The sequence below is a fragment of the Gordonia sp. PP30 genome, assembly GCF_023100845.1.
In the GTDB taxonomy this organism is placed as follows: Bacteria; Actinomycetota; Actinomycetes; order Mycobacteriales; family Mycobacteriaceae; genus Gordonia.
In genome coordinates, this window is the sequence record NZ_CP095864.1 from 2,542,967 (window position 1) to 2,561,782 (window position 18,816).

An 18,816-nucleotide genomic window follows, 5' to 3' on the forward strand; every position below is an offset into this window, starting at 1 on the left:
GCTCAGCCCTTCACCACGACCATGTCGTTCTTGTTCAGGGCATCGAGAAGCTGGGCTCGCAGGTTGTCGACGTACCACTCGACCTCGTCAGCGCTGCTCAGGCTCGTCGTCACCACTTTCACCGTCGCAGTCGTCGCCGCGGGAGTCGTGCGCCGCAGGGCCGCATCCAGCGCGCGATTCGCGCGCTGCGGGATGGCGTCCAACTCCGCCGTCCACCCCTGAAGTGGTCGTGCCTGCGCTGCCGCCAGCACAGCTTCCGGGTCGGCCAGGTTCGGCTCGGGTTCTTCCGTGAGATGGTTCTCGGCGAGGAGTGCGCTGCGCTGCAGTTCATCGAGCGCTTGCCACGCCACCTGCTCTTCAAGATCCTCGACTGCCTTCGTGCGGGCAGCGGTCAACGCGCCTGCGGCCGTGTGGATCGCGTCGCGGAGCGCGTCCGCCAGATCCTTGACGATCGGTGCGACGGGGTCGCCGTCGGCAAGGAGGTCGCGGCTCACGTCGAGGGCCGCCAATCGGTCACGGGTCGCCGTCGCGCTGTCGAGATCCGCTGAGGATGCGGCGAGCGAACGCGCCAGTGCCAGGGAAGGCATCCTGCTCTTGCACCGCAGCTCAAAATCGGTGAGCTGGTCATTGAAGCTCGTGAGATCTTCCTTCGCGCCCAACAAGGCGTGCACTCGGTCGTTGCCCGAGAGACCGACGATGGCCTGGATGCCGCCGGGCACTCTGACGTCGGGAAGCGGCGCCGGTCCGCTCACATCTTTCGCTCGCTGAACGAGTGAATTCACGGCCAGTTCGACCGCCGAGTCGAGCCTTTCGTTGTCAGCTGGGAACCCCAGGGTGCTCAGCACCTGACGTGCCTGGATCCTCTCGGCAGGCTTGAGGACCGCCACCTCACGGCGGAGTTGCACACTGCCAAGGCGCGTCTGCTTGAGCACATCGGCCGTGGTCGCATCGCTCCCGTTCAGCGTCGCCCGGATCACTCCGGTGTCGAGGAGCACACCGAGAGCTGCCTTCAACGCATCCTTCGGCCAGCCCATCGGCCTCGAGATGACGGCCTTTTCGACGTCCGCTGCCGAAGTTCCGGCCGAACCGATGCGACTCAGCACCTCCTTGACGACTCGATGCTGCTCGGGGTCAGCGTTGTACTGAACGGCCTTGAGTGCGTCGACGGCTGACCCGTTCCGGACACGGGCAATCACGTGCTCCCAGCGATCGTCGTCGGCCTCGGCGAATCGCGGAAAGAGCCGCGTCGCGGCATCCTGCGCGCCCGCCTCGATCCTCTCGCGCAGCTCATTCCCGTTTGGCGCGGTCCCGCCGCCGAGAAGCACGCTTGATTGCGAGATGACGTCGAGAACGTGGGCGCGCACCTGGTCTGTCGCGCGGCTGAGGCGCGTCTGCATCGCGCTCCGAGCCTGCTTACCCTCAGGCTCCTGTGGGATGCCCTGCTGGTCGATCACGCGCTGCGCCGCGAGCTTGTTGCGGATCGCCGCTGCCACCGCGAGAGCTTGGAGCCGGGGAAGGTGAACCAGAACAATCGGCGATTCGACCCCAAGGCTCCGGGCGGCCTCGTCGAACTGCTTTGCCGTGATTCCCTCGTCCCACTCGGAGCGGAGCCACACGGGGATCGCCTCAGATTCCGGTGGGTGCGAGGCACCCGAGTGGAGGGTGAGCTTGCGAGACACCTTGGCGCGTCCCTGCTGAATTGACGCGGGCAACGACTGTCTGACCGCCGCGAGCAGCAGCGAGTCGCGCTCGGTGCTCACCTCACTGTCGGCGACCTGCACGTGGTGTCTGCGAAAGGCTTCGTCCCACTCGCGGCCCGCCTTGGTCTGGAGACGGAACTCCTCGCCGTCCTGCTGGAGGATGCTTTCGTCGGCGAGTGCCTGGAGCACAGCCGGGACTTCCTGCCGAAGCCGGTCACCGTCGTGGGCGAGATCTTCGACGAGCAAGTCGACGAGATGATCTGCCGTGGCGCGCACGCCGATGTCACCGTGACCAGAAGTCGGAAGCAAGCCGATGAGGTGGATGAGCCCGAGCACCCGCCCGCGCAGTGGGTCATTCTGCCCCTGCTCGTGGATCAGCGTCTGCGTCTCCTTCAGGAGCAGGCCGGCGCCATTGAGGTCCTCGTTCTTCTGGGTGTACAGGAAATCGGCGCCAACCACCGTGCCCACCGAATCCGGGGCGACCTGACGGTTCGCGTCGTGCACGATGCGGAGCTGTGAACGCAGTTGTCCGGCTCGGCCGGCGTCGGCCTGACGGAGGACGTGCTCCCAGAAGCGGCGGCGCACCGGGAGCAGCGGGTAGTCCTCGGCAAGGTCCTTGTCGTCCTCGGCGGTGTGCTGAATCTGGCTGCCGATGAGCTGGCGGGAGATCTGACCGGCGACTGACGCGAGGGTGCTGTCGAGTTCGGACCGCTTGGCGGGTTCCTTGCTCAGCAGCACGCGGCGGACGACTGCTTCGACGTCCTGGTTCTTGAGAACGACCTTGACGGTGAAGCGGTCCTGGATCTTCTGTAGCGTCGGGTCGGCCGTCAGCTCCTGCTGGCCGGTGGCGATGAGAAGCACTCGACCGTCGAGTTCGCGCGAGACCGACTCGACGAGGTTCTGCACCTCCATCGCGCGACCGCCGTCGCCGCTGATGTACTGCTGCACCTCGTCGAGGACAATCAGCGACGGCGGAATCTGCCCACTCCCGACGTACTCGAGGATCTTCTTGAGCAGAGCGATAGTCTCGTCCGTGGAAAACAATCGCGTGTCGGGCGGGAACTGGCTTCGAAGTGCGGCTCGCACGTCCTTGGCGGAGGCAGCAAACTCCGGATCGGACGCGAGGATGGCCTTCGCGAGCCTGGTGCTGAGGTTGTACTCGCCCAGTTCCTCGATGAAGTCCCCACCGTCGGCTGTGATGCGGTCACGGACGGCTTCCAGATGTCCGTTGCTCGCGAGCCACAGCGCAACTCGGGCGGGCGCGACGCGGTTAGGCAACCCCGCCGACCCGAGGACGATGGACAGGAACACGGAGTTCAGCGAGTCGCCACTGCTGTCGAGCGCACCTGCGGCCGCCCAGGGCATCGCCCCATCGCGGCGGCCCAGCGTGGTCAGCTCCGTCAACTGCTCATGGACGCCCTGCGGGACGTTGGTCAGACCGCGCGCGGTCGCACCGTTCGGGAACTTGGTGTCCGCCCACAGATGCTGCAGCACGCGGACCAGGTGGGACTTGCCGCTGCCATAGAAGCCCGAGACCCACACCGCGGGCTGGGTCGTCCGGTTCCGGTGACCGGTGTACGAGTCGAGGATGCGCTGCAGACCATGCTCGTACTCGCCCTCACAAACGAAGCTCTCAAGCTCGTACTTGAGGACGTCCCACTGATTGGAATCCTTCGGGCGATCGACGTTGGTGACACCGTCGTTCGGAATCTCGAAGCTCAGCGGCGGGCGGATGAACAGGTCGTTGTTGATCGTCACGCGGGATCCTTCTGCGAATCGATGACACGAGCGCGGTAGTTGAAGCCGTCGCGGGCGTCGAGCAAGCGGAATGAATGACTCGCCGGGTCGTGAGATCCCGGGAAGAGCACGAGGAGGCGGCCCGTCACGGCCGAATCGACGGACTTGATGACGCTCGACGCGCGCAGGAACGGGAAGATCGAACCGATTCCGACAAGTGCCACGACTGCGTTCGCCGGAGCCGCTTCCAGAGTCCGGCGGATACGCGCTGCCAGGGTCGTCTCGAACTGATCGAGGATTGATTGGGTGAGGTCCGTCGGCTCCTCGTAGAACGCCTCCGCATGCCGATGCGGAGACAACCAGCGACCGAAGTCGTCGGTGATATCGAGTACCTGCCAGCCGCGCCCCGACTGGGCCGTCACCAACTCCATACTCGGCAGCGCGTGCCGCATCTGGCGCTCAAGGTCCGGTGCATAGGCGAGTATCCAGACGCGTTCGCCGCCGGAAACGTTGTCTCTCCAGGTGAGGGACAACTCGGCCTGGTAGGCGTCGACGAGGTCTGAGATGCGGCTCATGCGTCACCGCCGAGCGCTGGGAACGACACGTCAACGACGTCGCCCGCCACCAGGAGATCGAGGAGGCCCTGTGTATACGCGTCGCGCAGCGCCTCCAGAGAACGGCCGGAATCGATCCCGAGGATCTGCGACCACGGGTTGTCGAGAACTCCGAGGCCACGTCCGCCGGCAAGGTGTCCAAGGTAGGCCGCGTATGCGATAGCCGTCGGGCCGGCCTCCATGCCGGTGCGCACCTTCTTGGCCCGTCCAGCGAGATGACCGGTCTGGGTCCAGCAGGCGCCGGTGTTGCGACCGGTCTTTCCGAGCGTCGACTCCGACATCTCCGTGCCGAACCGCGCGGCGACGGCGGCGGTGAGATCGGCCGATGCCACGCTCGAACCGGCGCGAAGGTCGGCAATCGCCGCATACGAAGCGCGAAGCACCTCGTCACGGGTGAAAGCCAGAAGCCCGGCAAGAAGCGGGCGCGACGAGGGATCGATCACCCAGAAGTGCCGGAGCGCCGCGAACTCCGGACGAACAGGGTCTAAGAAGTACAGCTCACGGAGATGGCGGAACGATCGCTGCCGGCCGGCTTGGGTCGGTCGGCCGAGGACGTTGTCTACCACGACCGCTTCTCGGTATCGCTCGGCCGGTGCGTCCGATGGCACTTCGCGGAGAAGCTCCACCAGGTGCGGAATGCCGATCGTATGGCTCGCGGTCGTCCGCAACGTGCCGAGGACGACGTCGCTCTCAGCGTGACGAGTACTTGTCATCTATCGGTTGCCCTCCTCCCCATGTGCACCTCGCGTCATCGATTCACTGCTCCACCAGCCGCCGAATTGATCCCCGGGTTCGCGATCTGCGCGTCCGACACCGACATCCTCCCCATGTAAACCAGGTTTCCCCATGTATACATGGTGGCTCCGACAGGGCTGCGGTCACACGCTTGATCCGTGTCGAAATCCGCTGTCGAGCAACTGCTTGCGCGGCGGCTGGGGACTCGTATCGCCCATCTCCGCGTGCAGAAGAGCCTGAGTCAGGAGGCACTCGCGCAACAGGTCGGGATCAGCACCAACCACCTGCAACTCCTCGAGAGCGGACTCAGCGATCGCACGAAACGGTCACCGGCGAATCCGCGGCTCAGCACGTTGGTTGCGCTGAGCGACGCACTCGGTGTACCGCTTCCGGAGCTGTTACAGGAATCCTCCGAGTAGCTCTCGGACCTGGGGCTCGGCTTCGACACGGACTCACTTCGTTCGTCCGGCTCAGCCAGCGGACGCTCTGACCCGCCCAGCCAGCGGACGCCGTGGTTCATCGCTGTGAGAGAAGTGAGGCGGAGGCTATCCCGCTCACCTACGGTCGGGACCGACCCCCATCGAGAGGAACGCCATGGCGCTGCGCGAGATCACCTTCGATTCGGCCAACGGCGCACCGTCGTGTATCCCGGTGTACGGCACGAGATCCACAACGAGCCGGCCACGCGAACGGCGGTCGAGGCGGAACTGATCGGGTTCGTCGACACCCACCTGTAGCGAGAGGCGGGCCTACGGTGGATCGGGTGGGAACCACCGATCATCGCCTTCGCGCCGGGTCCGCACTGGTCAGACTCCTGATCAGCGCCGTCCTCGGAATGACGATCACCGCGATCCTGACCGCGACCACCGGCATCGATCCGCGTCTTTACGGATGGGCCATCACCGCCGCGCTCTACGTCGCATGGACGTGGCTGGTGCTGGGTCGGATGAATGCCGCGGCCACCGAATGGCACGCGAGCCGCGACGACCCGACACATCTGGCCACGCTGCTCATCGTCGTCGCCTGCGCCCTCGCCAGCCTCACCGCGATCGGCGCGGTGCTCTTCGCGCACAGCAGCCGGTCATTCCTGCTCGGCACCGTCGCCGCGATCGTCGTCTCGTGGGCCGCGATCCACACCGTGTTCGCCGCGCACTACGCCCGCGAGTACTTCTCCGGTGATGCGGGCGGAATCGACTTCCATCAGAAGGATCCGCCCTGTTACAGCGACTTCGCCTACGTCGCCTTCACCGTCGGCATGAGCTTCGCGATCTCCGACACGGACCTGTCCGGCACCCGCATGCGCCGGGCGGCTCTCCCCCATGCCCTCCTCTCGTACCTCTTCGGCACAGTGATCGTGGCGATGGTGATCAACATCGTCGCCGGTCTCGCGCACTGAGCGTCCCGGTCCGGCAGAGGTGCGCGGGCTACCGCACCCACTGCTGGATCGCCGCGAGGTCTTCCAGCGGGGAGAAGAACCCGGTCGAGCCGTGATCGAAAACGATCGCGAAGACTCCCTGCTGCCGATACGAGGGCGCCGTCGACACGATGCCGGCCGGCGGAATGGCGAGGGCATGCGCGGTCCCGTCCGCGGCGCCGAGCCCGTTGGCGAGAGCGAATCGCCGCGCCCGTTCACCATCGGTGAAGGCCATCAGGAACGGCTTGCCGTCGAGCACTCCGATGAACGGGTGAGTGTCGTCGCCGGGCATGCCGTCGGCACCGAGCCCGCGCGCGATGAACCACCATTCGTCCAACTCGAACACGGCCCGCCACAGGGCGTCCAGACCGGACCGATCCGCGGCGGCAACTCGCGCCAACTCGTCGATGACGCTGGTATTCGATTCCCCGTCGTCCATGGCGCCCACCCTATGCCTGCCCGCTGAGCCATGACGATCCGCAGGTCGACGACGAGCATCACGCCGCACCGGATCTGCGCGAGCCCGGAGAATCACCGCGCCCGCGGATGCGCCGACGCGTAGACCTCGCGCATGGTGTTCACCGTGACCAGGGTGTAGATCTGCGTGGTCGTCACCGACGAATGACCGAGCAGTTCTTGCACGACGCGGACGTCGGCGCCGCCGTCGAGCAGGTGCGTGGCGAAGCTGTGGCGCAGCGTGTGCGGCGACACCTCCTTCTCGATCCCGGCGCGGGCGGCGGTGTCGACCAGGACCTGCCAGGCACTCTGCCGGGAGAGCCGGCCGCCGCGGACGTTGAGGAAGAGTGCGGGCGTCCCCTGCTTCACCAGCGCGGGCCGGCCCCGGACCAGGTACGCGTCCACCGCCGCGATCGCCGGACGCCCGACCGGGACGATCCGCTCCTTGCCGCCCTTACCGCGCAGCACGACGGCGCGGTGCTCGGTATCGAGATCGTCGACGTCGAGCGCGGTGACCTCCGAGATCCGGGCACCGCAGCTGTACAGCAACTCGAGCATCGCCCGATCACGAAGCGCCCGTGGATGATCCGGCGCACCGGCCGCCTCCAGAATCGCCAGCACCTCGTCGACGGACAGGGCCTTCGGCAGCCGGCGTGCCGCCTTGGGAGGCCGCACCGCGTGGGCGACGTCGCTGCGAACGATCCCTTCTGCGGCGGCGAACTTATGAAACCCCCTGGCCGCCACCAGAGTTCGCGCCACCGACGAGTCGGCGAGCGGCGGCACACCGTCGTCGGGGCTCCCCCGGCGCAGCTCGACCAGGAACTCCCGCACGTCCGGCTCGGTCACCTCGGCCAGCGAACCGATCCCCCGGCTCTCGAGAAACGCCGCGTATCGCGTCAGATCACGCCGGTACGACGCGACCGTGTTGGCCGCCGAACCCTTCTCCACCGTGAGGTGGTCGAGGTACAGCGCGGCGGCGGTCTCGACAGATCCCGTCACGACCCGAATCTCCGCGACCGGTCCGGCCACGGAGCGTCCGGAGCGCGCAGCGGCGCGCCGGTGCGCGCAGCCGCCGCGGCGGCGAGGATCCCGGCCGCCGCGATCGCGTTCACGATCTCGCCGTTCAGCACCGCGGCGACGGCGTCGTCCAGTCCCGTCCAGACGACGGCGAGGTCGGCTTCCTCGTGTTCGCGCGGGCCCCCGTCGACGACGCTGAGCCCTTCAGCGTAGAAGACCCGGATCGCCTCGTCGGTGAAGCCCGGCGACGAGTCGAGATCGACCAGCGTGTGCCACGTCGCGGCAGCGAGGTCGGCCTCCTCGGCCAGTTCCCGCTGCGCCGCCTGCAACGGCGACTCGCCGGGGCCTCCGTCGAGCAGCCCGGCCGGCAGTTCGAGCAGGCGCCGTCCGATCGGATGACGATACTGCCGGACCAGCGCGATCCGCCCCTGCTCGTCCCGCGCGACCACGGCCACCGCGGCATGTTTGGCCACCACCTCGCGGTGGGCGGTACCGCCCCCGGGCATCACGACCTCTTCGCGCCGCAACTCCAGGATCGCGCCCCGGTAGAGCGTCTCCGAATCACGGACGGAGAACTCGTGCGATCCCGGCTCGCCCATGTCGCTCAGGCCTCGGCGTCGGCGTCGTTCAGGCCGGTCGGGTCGTAGCCGTCGAGCTGAACCGGAAGACGTTCTGCCGCTTTGTATTTCAGCGCCGCCTCGATGAACGCCGAGAACAACGGGTGCGGCCGCGTCGGGCGGCTCTTCAGCTCCGGGTGCGCCTGCGTGGCCACCAGGAAGGGATGCTTGTCCCGGGGGTATTCGACGAACTCGACCAGATGGCCGTCCGGCGAGGTCCCGGAGAACACCAGCCCAGACTCGGCGATCTTGTCGCGGTAGGCGTTGTTCACCTCGAAGCGATGACGGTGCCGTTCGGTCACCTCGGTGCCACCGTAGGCGCGTGCGACGACACTGCCCGGGGCGAGCACCGCCGGGTACGACCCCAGCCGCATGGTGCCGCCCAGATCGGCGTCGCCGGAGACCGCGGCCTCCTGGTCGGCCATCGTCGCGATCACCGGGTCCGGGGTGTCCGGATCGAACTCGGTGGAGCTGGCCTCGGTGAGCCCGACCGACCGCGCGGCCTCGATCACCACGCACTGCAGGCCCAGGCACAGCCCGAGGAGCGGGATCTGGTTGTGCCGCGCGTAGGCGATCGCACCGAGCTTGCCCTCGATCCCGCGGATACCGAACCCGCCGGGAATCATGATCGCGTCGACGTCGCGCAGCGCGTTGTGCGCCCCCTCCGGGGTGGCGCAGTCGTCGGACGGCACCCAGACGATCTCGGTGCGCGCGTAGTGCGCGAAACCGCCGGCCCGGATGGCCTCGGTCACCGACAGGTAGGCATCGGGCAGGTCGATGTACTTGCCGACGATGGCGACGGTCACCGTCTCGCGCGGTGCGTGGACGCGGTTCAGCAGGTCGCCCCAGACGGTCCAGTCGACGTCGCGGAAGGGCAGCCCGAGCTGGCGCACCACGTAGGTGTCGAGCCGCTCGGCGTGCAGCACCTTCGGAATGTCGTAGATCGACGGCGCATCCGGCGTGGAGATCACGCCGTCGATGTCGACGTCGCACATCAGCGCGATCTTCTTCTTCAGCGCCTCGGGCACCGGCCGGTCGCAGCGCAGGATCAGCGCGTCGGGCTGGATGCCGATGCTGCGCAGCGCGGCCACCGAATGCTGGGTGGGCTTGGTCTTGAGTTCGCCGGACGGCGCCAGGTACGGCACCAGCGAGACGTGCAGGAAGAAGACGTTGTCGCGGCCGAGGTCATGCCGGATCTGGCGCGCGGCCTCGATGAACGGCTGCGACTCGATGTCGCCGACGGTGCCGCCGATCTCGGTGATCACCACGTCGGGGGCCTCACCGTTCGCGTCGGGCTCGTGCATGGCCATCATGCGGGCCTTGAGCTCGTCGGTGATGTGCGGGATCACCTGGACGGTGTCGCCCAGGTACTCGCCGCGCCGCTCCTTGGCGATCACCGTCGAGTACACCTGGCCGGTGGTCACATTCGCCGAACCGCTGAGATCGCGATCCAGGAAGCGCTCGTAGTGGCCGATGTCCAGGTCTGTCTCGGCGCCGTCTTCGGTGACGAAGACCTCCCCGTGCTGGAAGGGGTTCATGGTGCCCGGATCGACGTTGAGGTAAGGGTCTACCTTCTGCATCGTCACGCGCAGTCCGCGCGCGGTGAGCAACTGACCGAGACTGGAGGCCGTCAGCCCCTTACCCAGGGACGATGCGACACCTCCGGTGACGAAGATGTGCTTGGTTCCTGGCTGCACGTGGCGCAGTGATCGCAACTATGGGCTCCCGTCAAGGCTGAATACCTACGGGACTTCAGCCTAACAGCATCCGCGCCCACCGGGGAACGACACTCTGCTCCGCTATCCGCGTGGCGCCGGAACCGTGATCGACGTCGCACCCTGACCGGAGCCGTACGCGCCGGAACGGCCGGCGGCCTCGGCGTCGAGCGCGAGGATCACGGTGATCTGGCCGGTCTGCTCGTTGACGTCGTCGACGGTGGACAGCGACTTGCCCAGCGACGGATCGGCACGGACGACGGCCACCGGTGCGGCACCGTCCGCCGAACCCTGCCGGCCGGCGAGAACACCGCCCGCACCGCGGCTGGCCAGGGTCGCGGCGAGCCGTCCGACCAGCTGGCCCTGCGCACCGGAATCGGACGGCAGGCCGCCGCCGGTCAGCACGACGGCCAGCTGTGCCGGTTTCACCGTGCCTTCCGCGTAGTCGAGGAAGCCGCCGGCGCGGAGCGATTGCAGTGCGGTCGTGCGATCGGTGTCGGGCAGCGGGCGGCCGCCGTCGCGCACCAGGAGCAGCGCCCCGAGCAGGTCGCCCAGCCGGGAGCCGGAGTCGGTGTAGTCCACGCGCAGGGCGGTGCCGGCCGGGATCGACTGGTCGATGATCGAGCCGAGCTTGGCGGCGTTCTCGTCCTTCACGAGCGTCGTGGACAGTGCGATCTGCCCCGAGAAGCTCGCGCCGGAGTCGCTGATCAGGCCCTTCACCGCTTCGGTGTCGGCGTCCGAGGCGTTCGGCGCGGTCACCAGCAGCACCGAGCGTTTGGCCAGCAGGCCGTTGACCAGGCGCGGCGCGACGTCCTTGATGAAACCGCCGTCGACGTTCGCCTGGCGCGAAAGAGCGTCGTTCTCGTCCTGCAGCGTGCCCAGTTTGTCGCGATCGGTGCCGGTCAGCGCGTTGACCCGGTCGCCGATGTAGCCGGAGCCGAGGAACAGGCCGACGGCGAGGGCGAGGAACACCGCGATCAGCGAGATCGCATGCTGGCGCAGCGAGATCATGAGCTGGACGACCCCAGTCCGCTGACCCAATCGGTGACGTGATGCCACGCGGCGGTGATCCAGTCACCGGCGCCGGTGCCGGTCATGGCCAGCGCGACGATGAGCACGATCAGCGCCGCCAGCAGCAGCGCGGCGATCACGGCGCCGCTGACGCGGCTGCGGTACAGCGTCGCGACGGCTTTGGCGTCGACCAGCTTCTGCCCCACCTTGAGCCGGGTGAGGAAGGTCGACGGGATCTGGTCGCGACGGCTGCGGTCGAAGAAGTCGTTGAGCGAGCCGCCGAGGCCGACGGTCACGATCAGGTCGGCGCCGTGGAAATCGGCGAGCAGCAGCGCGAGGTCGCCGGCCGAGCCGATCGCCGGGAAGGTGGTGGCGCCGATGCCGAGGTCCTGGATCCGCTCGAGACCGGCGGCGTGGCCGTCCGGATCGGCGGGCAGCACCAGTTCGGCACCGCTCTTGAGCGTGTTGGTCTTGATCTCCTCGGGGTCGCCGACGATCACGGCGGGCTTGTAGCCGGCCTTCATCAGGGTGTCGGCGCCGATACCGACGCCGATCATGATCGGTTGATACTCCTTGATGAATGGTTTGAGGGCCTTGAGGTCGGCCGCCCGGTCCGAGCCGTCGCCCACCACCACCACGTGGCGGCCCTCCAGCTTCACGTGCAGTTCCGGCACGCCCACGCCGTCGATCAGCAGCGGCGACTCACTGCGAATGAACTCGATGGTGTTGCCCGAGAACGCCTCCAGATGGTCGACGAGACCGGTCTTGGCCTCCAGCATGGCGTCGGCGACGGCCCGCTCGTCGAGTTCGGTGCCGCGCGCGACCACGCGGTCGCCCAGGTAGAGCCGGTCGTCGTACAGCCGGACCTTGGCGCCCTCCTTGACCCGCGCGAAGACCTCGGGACCCACCGCGTCGAGCAGTGGGATGCCCGATGCCGCCAGCACCTCCGGCCCGAGGTTCGGGTAGCGGCCGGTGATCGACGGCGACGCGTTCACCACCGCGGCGACCTCGGCCTCCACCAGCGCGTCGGCGGTCAGCCGGTCCAGGTCGACCTCGTCCAGGATGACGATGTCACCGTGGCCGGCGCGGTCGACCAGTCGCTTGGTCTTCTTGTCGATGCGGGCGATACCGGTGGTACCGGGCAGGTCGTCGGTGCGGCGGGAGAGCAAGGCGGGCATCCTCATGCCCACGATCCTGATCTGCCGCGGCGAGGATCACACGGAGGCGCGCCGCAACAACGGCAACTTTTGTCACATTAAGAACACGAGACGCTATGTCATCAGCGTTCGGCGCGGGTCGCCTCGGCCGTTTCCAGGAGTTCCTCGGCGTGGGCGCGGCCGGTGTCCGAGTCGCCCAGACCGGCCAGCATGCGCGCTAGTTCGGCCACGCGTTCGGAGCGATCGAGGGCCGTCAGTGTCGACGTCTGCCGGCCCGCGGCACCGCCGCCGACCTTGCCGATCACCAGATGGTTGTCGGCGAAGGCGGCCACCTGCGGCAGGTGGGTCACGACGATCACCTGGTGTCGCGCGGCGAGCCGGGCGAGGCGGGCACCGATCTGCACCGCGGCCGCACCGCCGACCCCGGCGTCGACCTCGTCGAACACCATCACGCCGCCCGAGTCGGGCTCGGCGAGCACCACCTCGAGCGCGAGCATCACGCGCGAGAGTTCGCCGCCGGACGCCGATTTGGCGATCGGCAGCGGCCGCGCGCCCTGATGCGCGACGAGCCCGAATTCGACGCGGTCCGCGCCGTCGGCCCCGGCTTGCGTTCGGTGGCCGTCGACGGTGATGGCGAGCCGGTCGTCCTCGCCGGGCAGCAGGTCGACGGCGACCGCGAGTTCGCTGCCGCCCATCGCCAGGCCGGCCAGTTCGGCGGAGACCTTGCCGCCGAGCTTCCCCGCGGCGCCGGCGCGGAGCTTGTGGAGTTTCCCGGCCAGTTCGGCCACCTTCTCCCGCTCCCGCCCGGCCTTCGCTTCGAGTTCTTCGATCGACCCCTCCGGGTCCTCGATCCGCGCGAGCCGGGCGCGTGCCTCGTCGGCCCAGGCGATCACGCCGTCGATGTCGGCCGCGTACTTCCGGGTCAGCAGCTTCAGGTCGGCCTGCCTGCTGAGCAGCGCGTCGAGGTCCTGCGCGTCGCTGGGCAGCCCGGCCAGGTACACCGACAGCTCGTCGCCGACATCGCCGACCACGGCCAGCGCCTCGGCGACGCGCGGCAGCAGGTCTGCCAGCGCGGCGTCGTCGGACGATTCGAGGAGCGAGCGGACCGAGCCGAGGCCCTCGACGACGCTCGGTTCTATGCCGCCGTCCCCGGCGATGATCCGGTGGGCCCCGGCCGCGGCGGCCCGCAGATCCTCCAGGTCGGTGAGCCGCTTGACGGTGGCGACCAGATCCGCGTCCTCCCCTGGTTCCGGCGCGACCGCCTCGATCTCCTGCAATCCGAACCGCAGCCGGTCCGCCTCCTGGGCGATCTCCCGGGAGTCGGCGCGCCGACGGTCCAGCTCGTCCAGGGTCTCCAGCCACGCGGTCCGCGCCTTGCGGTACTTCGCGAGGAGGTCGGCGGCCTTGGTACCGGTGAACCGGTCGAGGGCGGCGCGCTGCTGATCGGGCCGGGCCAGGCGGAGCTGGTCGTTCTGGCCGTGAATCGCGAGCAGTTCGCCGGTGACGTCGCCCAGGGTCGCCGCCGGTACCGACCGGCCGCCCAGATGGGCCCGCGACCGGCCGTCGGCGTTGACGGTGCGCGCGGCGATCAGGGTGTCGTCGTCATCGATCTGTGCACCGGTGGATTCCAGGACGTCGTCGATCAGCGCGGACCGCTCGCCCGCGGCGGGCAACCGGAATCGTCCTTCGACGACGGCCTTCTCGTCACCGGTGCGCACGCGCCCGGCATCCGCCCGCGCGCCGGACAGCAGGCGCAGGCTGGTCACGATCATCGTCTTGCCCGCGCCGGTCTCGCCGGTGAGCACCGTGAAACCGGGCGCGAACTCGGCCGACGCCGACTCCAGTACGCCGAGTCCGCGGATCGACAGCTCTTCGAGCACGGTCTGTTCAGCTCCTTCCGCGCCACCCTGTGACGGGAAGCGAGAATTTGGTCACCAGCCGGTCCGCGAACGGTTCGGAGCCGATGCGGATCCATTTCAGGGAGGTGGCGGCGCGGGAGACCTCGACCCGCCCGCCCGGTGGGACTTCGAGGATGCGCCGGCCGTCGCACAGGGCCACCGCCGGCCGGCCGCTCGCGTCGACCTCGACCGCGATCCGGGAACGCGGACTGGTCACCATCGGCCGGGCGAAGAGCGCGTGCGCGTTGCTCGGGACCACGAGGATGGCCTCCAGGTCGGGCCACATCACCGGCCCGCCCGCGGAGAAGGCGTACGCGGTGGACCCGGTCGGCGTCGCGATCAGCAGGCCGTCGGCGCCGAACGCGGACACCGGACGGCCGTCGACCTCGGTGACCAGTTCCAGTACCCCGTTGTGCGACCGGTTCTGTACGGCGACCTCGTTCAGCGCCCAGGTGTGGCCGAGCGAGCGGCCCTGCTGGGCGTCGAGCACCGCCACGTCGAGCACCATCCGGTCCTCGATCAGGTAGTCGTGACCGACCAGGCGGTCCATGACGTCGTCGATGACGTGCGCCTCCGCCTCGGCGAGGAACCCGATGTGCCCCAGGTTGATGCCGAGGATCGGTACGCCGGCCGGATAGGCCAGTTCCGCGGCGCGCAGGAAGGTCCCGTCCCCGCCGAGTACCAGGACGAGTTCGCAGCCGGCGGCCGAATCGGCGCCGGCCCGGACGATCTCGACCTCGACGCCGGTGGCACGCAGCCGCTCCGGGTCGACGGGGTGCCAGTGCTGATCCGGTCCCGCCGAGGGCAGCCGCGTGTCGTTGTCGAGGATCCGCACCGTGATCCCGGCCTGCGCGCAGCGCCGGCCGACGATGTCCAGGGTGTTCGTCACCTCATCGCGACCGGTGTGCGCGACGAGCAGGAAGGAGCGCGCGGCATCGTCGTGCACGGCGGTTTCCTCCCGGGTCGACGGTGCGGGGCCCGCCGGGGTCACTGAGGCCCCCGTGCGACCGCCGCGTTGATCAGGTCAACCGTATCGCCCGCCTCCGACAGGTGCCCGTCGGCCTCGGGTTTGTGCAGCCAGAGGAAGTATTCGACGTTGCCCGACGGTCCCGGCAGCGGGCTGGCCTCGACGGCCCGCGTCCGCAGCCCGAGCCGCGCGGCGGTGGCCGCGACGTCGGCGACCACCTCGGCCCGCAGCGCCGGGTCACGGACCACGCCTCCGGCGCCGACGCGCTCCTTGCCGACCTCGAACTGCGGCTTCACCATCGGCAGGGCGTCCCCGCCGGGCCGCAGGCACGCGGCCAGCGCCGGTAGCACGAGGTTCAGCGAGATGAACGAGAGATCGCCGACGATCAGGTCCACCGACCCGCCGATCGCATCGGGTTGCAGGTGGCGGACGTTGGTGCGGTCGTGCACGTGGACGCGGTCGTCGTTCTGCAGTCGCCAGATCAGCTGGCCGTAGCCGACGTCGACGGCCTCGACTTCCGTGGCGCCACGCCGGAGCAGCACGTCGGTGAAACCGCCGGTCGACGCGCCGGCGTCGAGGCAGCGTCGTCCCGCCACCGTCAGCCCGAGTGGCTCGAACGCCTCGAGTGCGCCGAGCAACTTGTGCGCGCCGCGCGAGGCCCAGTCGTCCGTGTCGGCCTCGGTGACCAGCAGCGGGGTGTCTTTAGCGACGTTGGTGGCCGGTTTCGAGGCGACGGTGCCGTTCACCTTGACCTGGCCGGCCTCGATCAGCGCGCGCGCGTGTTCCCGCGAGCGCGCCAGACCGCGACGGACCAGTTCGGCGTCGAGTCGTGCCCGGGGCGCCATCAGCGTCTCCCGCCGAGACCGGGCTCAGCCACGGCCGACGTCTTCCAGGGCCGCCGAAAGGGCATCGTGGGCGCGAGCAAGGATCTCGGCCTGCCGGGCGAGGGCGGCGAGGTCGAAGTCGCCGTCGGTCGCCTGCGCGATGGCGGCGACTTCGTCCAGGAGTTCACGGACTTCGCCGGTCACCGGATGATCCGCCGGATCGCCCGGCTCGGCGGTCAGCTGGGCGGCACGTGCCGCCAGAGCGGCCGGCGACGGTCCGGGTCCAGGTTTCATCGGGGCGCGATCGGGTCCGGTCATAACCTGCCCAGGCTATCGCACGGCCGATCACTGGCTCTCGGTCAGACCGAGGAGCCCGAGCCGCTGTGTGGTCACCGGGTCCGGTGACGAGATCCGCAGATCGAGGCCGCCGACGTCGGCCGTCCACACCGCGTGCGTGAGTGCGGGCAGGAGCGCGGCGGCGCGGGGCACGCCCTTCGGCTCGATCGTCACCCGGTTCTCCATCACCGTGACCTGCCAGTCGGGCTGCGCGCCGATCCGGACCGCGTCCGCCGATTCGCCGGCGCACGACAGGTCGTCGATCACGTAGACGGGCCGCTGCGCCGGGGCGGCGGCCAGCAGTTTCCGGGCCGTCGTGACGCCGGTGAGCACCAGCAGGCTGTCGATACCGACCGTCACGGCGCCCTCGATGTCGGTGTCGAGCCGGTCGCCGATCATCAGCGGACGACGGCCCCGGCTGCGGGCGAGCACTTCCCGCATGATCGGCGCCGCCGGCTTGCCCGCGACCGTCGGCGTGGCCTCGATGGCCGTGGCCACCGCCGCCACCATGGAGCCGTTCCCGACGAGCAGACCGCGCTCCGTCGGGAGAGTGGTGTCGGTGTTGGTCGCCACCCAGAGGGCGCCCGCGCGGATGGCCAGCGCCGCCTCGGACAGCTGCGTCCATCCGGTCTCCGGCGAATGGCCTTGGATCACCGCGGACGGCGCGTCGTCGGCGCTCGACACCGGATTCAGCCCCACTGCCGAGATCTCCGCCCGCAGCGACGGGGCGCCGACCACCAGCACGTTCGACGCCGCCGGGACGCGCTCGGCGACGAGTCGTGCGCCGACCTGGGCGCTGGTGATCACCTGCTCGGGCGTCGCCCGGAAACCGAGATCCGCGAGGTGATCGCTGACCTGTTCGGCGGACCGGCTCGCATTGTTCGTGACGTAGAAGCAGCGGTCGACGTGCGCGTCGACGACGTCCCGCGCCCCCGGCAGCACCGAGTGCCCCTCGTAGAGAGTGCCGTCCAGATCGAACAGCAGCGTGTCGTACCCGGCGAGAAGCGACTCGTCGTCTTCCCCGGTCCCGGCGACGGCCGACTCGTCCACACCCTCGGCGAGGAGTTCCTGCAGCTGGTATTCCGCGTCGGTCGCGTCGTCGACGTCCGCTGCCGCGGCGTTCTGGTACCAGGTCAGCGCCTCGGCGCGACGGCCCGCCGCGTACAGCGCGCTCGCATACGCGCTGAAGAGCCGCGCCGCCTCCGTACCGGTCCGGCCGGCCCGCAGGTCGTGGGACGAGAGCACCCGCACCGCCGCCTCCGGATCGTCGAGGTCGAGATGCGCACCGGCCTCGACGATCGCCAGTTCCACCGCGTCCTCGCCGGTCAGCGCGCGGCCCTCGTCGCTCTCGGCCACCTGGATCGCTCGTTCCGGCCGGCCGAGACCCCGTTCGCAGTCCGCGATCAGCGGCAGCAGCGCGCCGCCGTCGCCGGAGATCCGTCGCGCCGCCCGCAGTTCGGAGATGGCTTCCTGCCATTCCCCGGCGTAGTAGGCCGCGACGCCGGCGGTCTCGCGGACCACGCCGACTCGCGCCGCCCGGGCCCGGGCCGCACGCGCATGCTCGAGGGCGAGCTCGGGATCCTCCGCAAGCACCTCACCGACGACGACCAGATGGCGCGCCACCCGTTCCGCCGTCGCCTTGTCGAGACTCTGCAGGTCCCGCCGTACCTCCGGGTCGAGTTCCGCGGCCGAGATCTCGTCCGGAATCGGCGGAGCGACGTCGCCGCCCCCACCCTGCTGCGAACCACGCTTACCCATGCCCACCAATCTATTCTGACCTGCTCCGGAACCCGAAATCGCCCGCCTACCGGCGGCTCCGCGAGGGCGTCGTCTCGCGCATCGCTCTGTTCCGCATGCTCAGGAGCGGTCGAGTCGTGACCCGGCCGGTCATGCGGGGCCCGCTGCCGGTCGTGCGGGGACTGCTGCCGGTCGTGCGGGGACTGCTGCCGGTCGTGTCTCGTGTCCGGAGCAACGCGGGTCAGGGCAGCGTCGAACCGCGCCGGGTTCTCGCCCCTTTCGCCCGGTTCCTCGGTCTCGCCCCCACCGTTGAGGCGGCGAAATCGAGGAATGGGTGCCGAGCCCCCTCGGCACGGCGCACAGGCGTGATCTGCTGTGTCGGTGCGGCACTGGAGGCCCGATCGTCGCTGACTTCGATCCGGAGCAGCACCGTGGGCGGGCCTTGATCGTTTGTCGGTGTGTTGTCGCTCAGAGCGGGCAGAACTCGATGCTGCACCCGCCGGCGTCGATGTTGCGACAGCGTCGTTGGTCGGACATCTTCGGCGGTCGGCGACGCTGGCCTGCCCACTCTGAGCGACAATGATCCTGGACCCCCTAAAATGTTTGGTCGTTGTCGGTGCTGGTGTGTTTTGTTGGCCCGGGATGCGGGAAGGCCCCGAACCATGACTGGTTCGGGGCCTTCCCTTGAGGTTGTGTTCGGCGGTGTCCTACTCTCCCACACTGACTAAAGTGCAGTACCATCGGCGCTGGAGGGCTTAGCTTCCGGGTTCGGAATGGAGCCGGGCGTTTCCCCTCCGCTATAGCCGCCGTAACAATATGAAACTGTCACACAACATTACTGCCGTGTGTTGTTTCAGAAGTACATAGTGGATGCGGTCACA

16 protein-coding genes and 1 rRNA gene are annotated in these 18,816 nt (G+C 69.0%); 2 read left to right on the plus strand and 15 right to left on the minus strand.

The window, feature by feature from the left end; genetic code table 11:
- Positions 1-2 precede the first annotated feature (2 nt).
- Genes brxC through MYK68_RS11770 form a run of 3 tightly spaced genes read right to left on the minus strand, consistent with a single transcriptional unit; the run spans position 3 to position 4,764 of the window.
- On the minus strand, positions 3-3,458 hold the full coding sequence (gene brxC, locus MYK68_RS11760) for a BREX system P-loop protein BrxC (RefSeq protein WP_247863885.1): 3,456 nt from the start codon (positions 3,456-3,458) through the stop codon (positions 3-5).
- Positions 3,455-4,012, minus strand: coding sequence for a BREX protein BrxB domain-containing protein (locus MYK68_RS11765; RefSeq protein WP_247863886.1), 558 nt, complete (start codon positions 4,010-4,012; stop codon positions 3,455-3,457). The genes brxC and MYK68_RS11765 overlap by 4 nt, the downstream gene beginning before the upstream one ends.
- A complete protein-coding gene (locus MYK68_RS11770) occupies positions 4,009-4,764 on the minus strand; it encodes a hypothetical protein (RefSeq protein ID WP_247863887.1) in 756 nt (251 codons plus the stop codon). Before MYK68_RS11770 ends, MYK68_RS11765 begins: the two co-directional genes overlap by 4 nt.
- Positions 4,765-4,944: 180 nt before the next feature.
- Here MYK68_RS11770 and MYK68_RS11775 point away from each other — a divergent pair, with 180 nt between their 5' ends.
- Together MYK68_RS11775 and MYK68_RS11780 are read left to right on the plus strand one after the other, a co-directional pair.
- A complete protein-coding gene (locus MYK68_RS11775; protein WP_247863888.1) occupies positions 4,945-5,205 on the plus strand; it encodes a helix-turn-helix domain-containing protein in 261 nt (86 codons plus the stop codon).
- 344 nt (positions 5,206-5,549) lie between these two features.
- Positions 5,550-6,182 (plus strand): DUF1345 domain-containing protein, encoded by a 633-nt coding sequence (locus tag MYK68_RS11780; RefSeq protein WP_247863889.1) that lies wholly within the window; start codon positions 5,550-5,552, stop codon positions 6,180-6,182.
- A 28-nt stretch (positions 6,183-6,210) separates the two neighbouring features.
- Here the strand turns inward: MYK68_RS11780 and MYK68_RS11785 are convergent, their stop codons facing one another.
- The 12 genes from MYK68_RS11785 to rrf all read right to left on the minus strand — a co-directional run bounded on the left by MYK68_RS11785 (position 6,211) and on the right by rrf (position 18,746).
- Positions 6,211-6,639, minus strand: a complete 429-nt coding sequence (locus tag MYK68_RS11785) for a hypothetical protein (RefSeq protein WP_247863890.1) — start codon at positions 6,637-6,639, stop codon at positions 6,211-6,213.
- A gap of 92 nt (positions 6,640-6,731) precedes the next feature.
- Positions 6,732-7,655, minus strand: coding sequence for a site-specific tyrosine recombinase XerD (gene xerD / locus MYK68_RS11790; protein ID WP_247863891.1), 924 nt, complete (start codon positions 7,653-7,655; stop codon positions 6,732-6,734).
- Positions 7,652-8,272, minus strand: a complete 621-nt coding sequence (locus tag MYK68_RS11795) for an NUDIX domain-containing protein (protein ID WP_247863892.1) — start codon at positions 8,270-8,272, stop codon at positions 7,652-7,654. Before MYK68_RS11795 ends, xerD begins: the two co-directional genes overlap by 4 nt.
- Before the next feature lie 5 nt (positions 8,273-8,277).
- Positions 8,278-10,005: a CTP synthase gene (pyrG, locus tag MYK68_RS11800; protein WP_247863893.1), complete on the minus strand. Its 1,728-nt coding sequence runs from the start codon at positions 10,003-10,005 to the stop codon at positions 8,278-8,280.
- A gap of 84 nt (positions 10,006-10,089) precedes the next feature.
- Positions 10,090-11,016, minus strand: coding sequence for a copper transporter (locus MYK68_RS11805; RefSeq protein ID WP_247863894.1), 927 nt, complete (start codon positions 11,014-11,016; stop codon positions 10,090-10,092).
- Positions 11,013-12,194, minus strand: a complete 1,182-nt coding sequence (gene steA, locus MYK68_RS11810; protein ID WP_247868033.1) for a putative cytokinetic ring protein SteA — start codon at positions 12,192-12,194, stop codon at positions 11,013-11,015. The genes MYK68_RS11805 and steA overlap by 4 nt, the downstream gene beginning before the upstream one ends.
- A gap of 101 nt (positions 12,195-12,295) precedes the next feature.
- Positions 12,296-14,053 (minus strand): DNA repair protein RecN, encoded by a 1,758-nt coding sequence (recN, locus tag MYK68_RS11815; protein ID WP_247863895.1) that lies wholly within the window; start codon positions 14,051-14,053, stop codon positions 12,296-12,298.
- A gap of 7 nt (positions 14,054-14,060) precedes the next feature.
- Positions 14,061-15,017: an NAD kinase gene (locus MYK68_RS11820; RefSeq protein ID WP_247863896.1), complete on the minus strand. Its 957-nt coding sequence runs from the start codon at positions 15,015-15,017 to the stop codon at positions 14,061-14,063.
- A gap of 41 nt (positions 15,018-15,058) precedes the next feature.
- Positions 15,059-15,883 (minus strand): TlyA family RNA methyltransferase, encoded by an 825-nt coding sequence (locus tag MYK68_RS11825; RefSeq protein ID WP_247863897.1) that lies wholly within the window; start codon positions 15,881-15,883, stop codon positions 15,059-15,061.
- Between the two features lie 24 nt (positions 15,884-15,907).
- On the minus strand, positions 15,908-16,180 hold the full coding sequence (locus tag MYK68_RS11830) for a hypothetical protein (protein ID WP_247863898.1): 273 nt from the start codon (positions 16,178-16,180) through the stop codon (positions 15,908-15,910).
- Positions 16,181-16,207: 27 nt separating this feature from the next.
- On the minus strand, positions 16,208-17,956 hold the full coding sequence (locus MYK68_RS11835) for an HAD-IIA family hydrolase (RefSeq protein ID WP_247863899.1): 1,749 nt from the start codon (positions 17,954-17,956) through the stop codon (positions 16,208-16,210).
- A gap of 673 nt (positions 17,957-18,629) precedes the next feature.
- Positions 18,630-18,746, minus strand: a 5S ribosomal RNA gene (gene rrf / locus MYK68_RS11840).
- Positions 18,747-18,816: the final 70 nt, after the last annotated feature.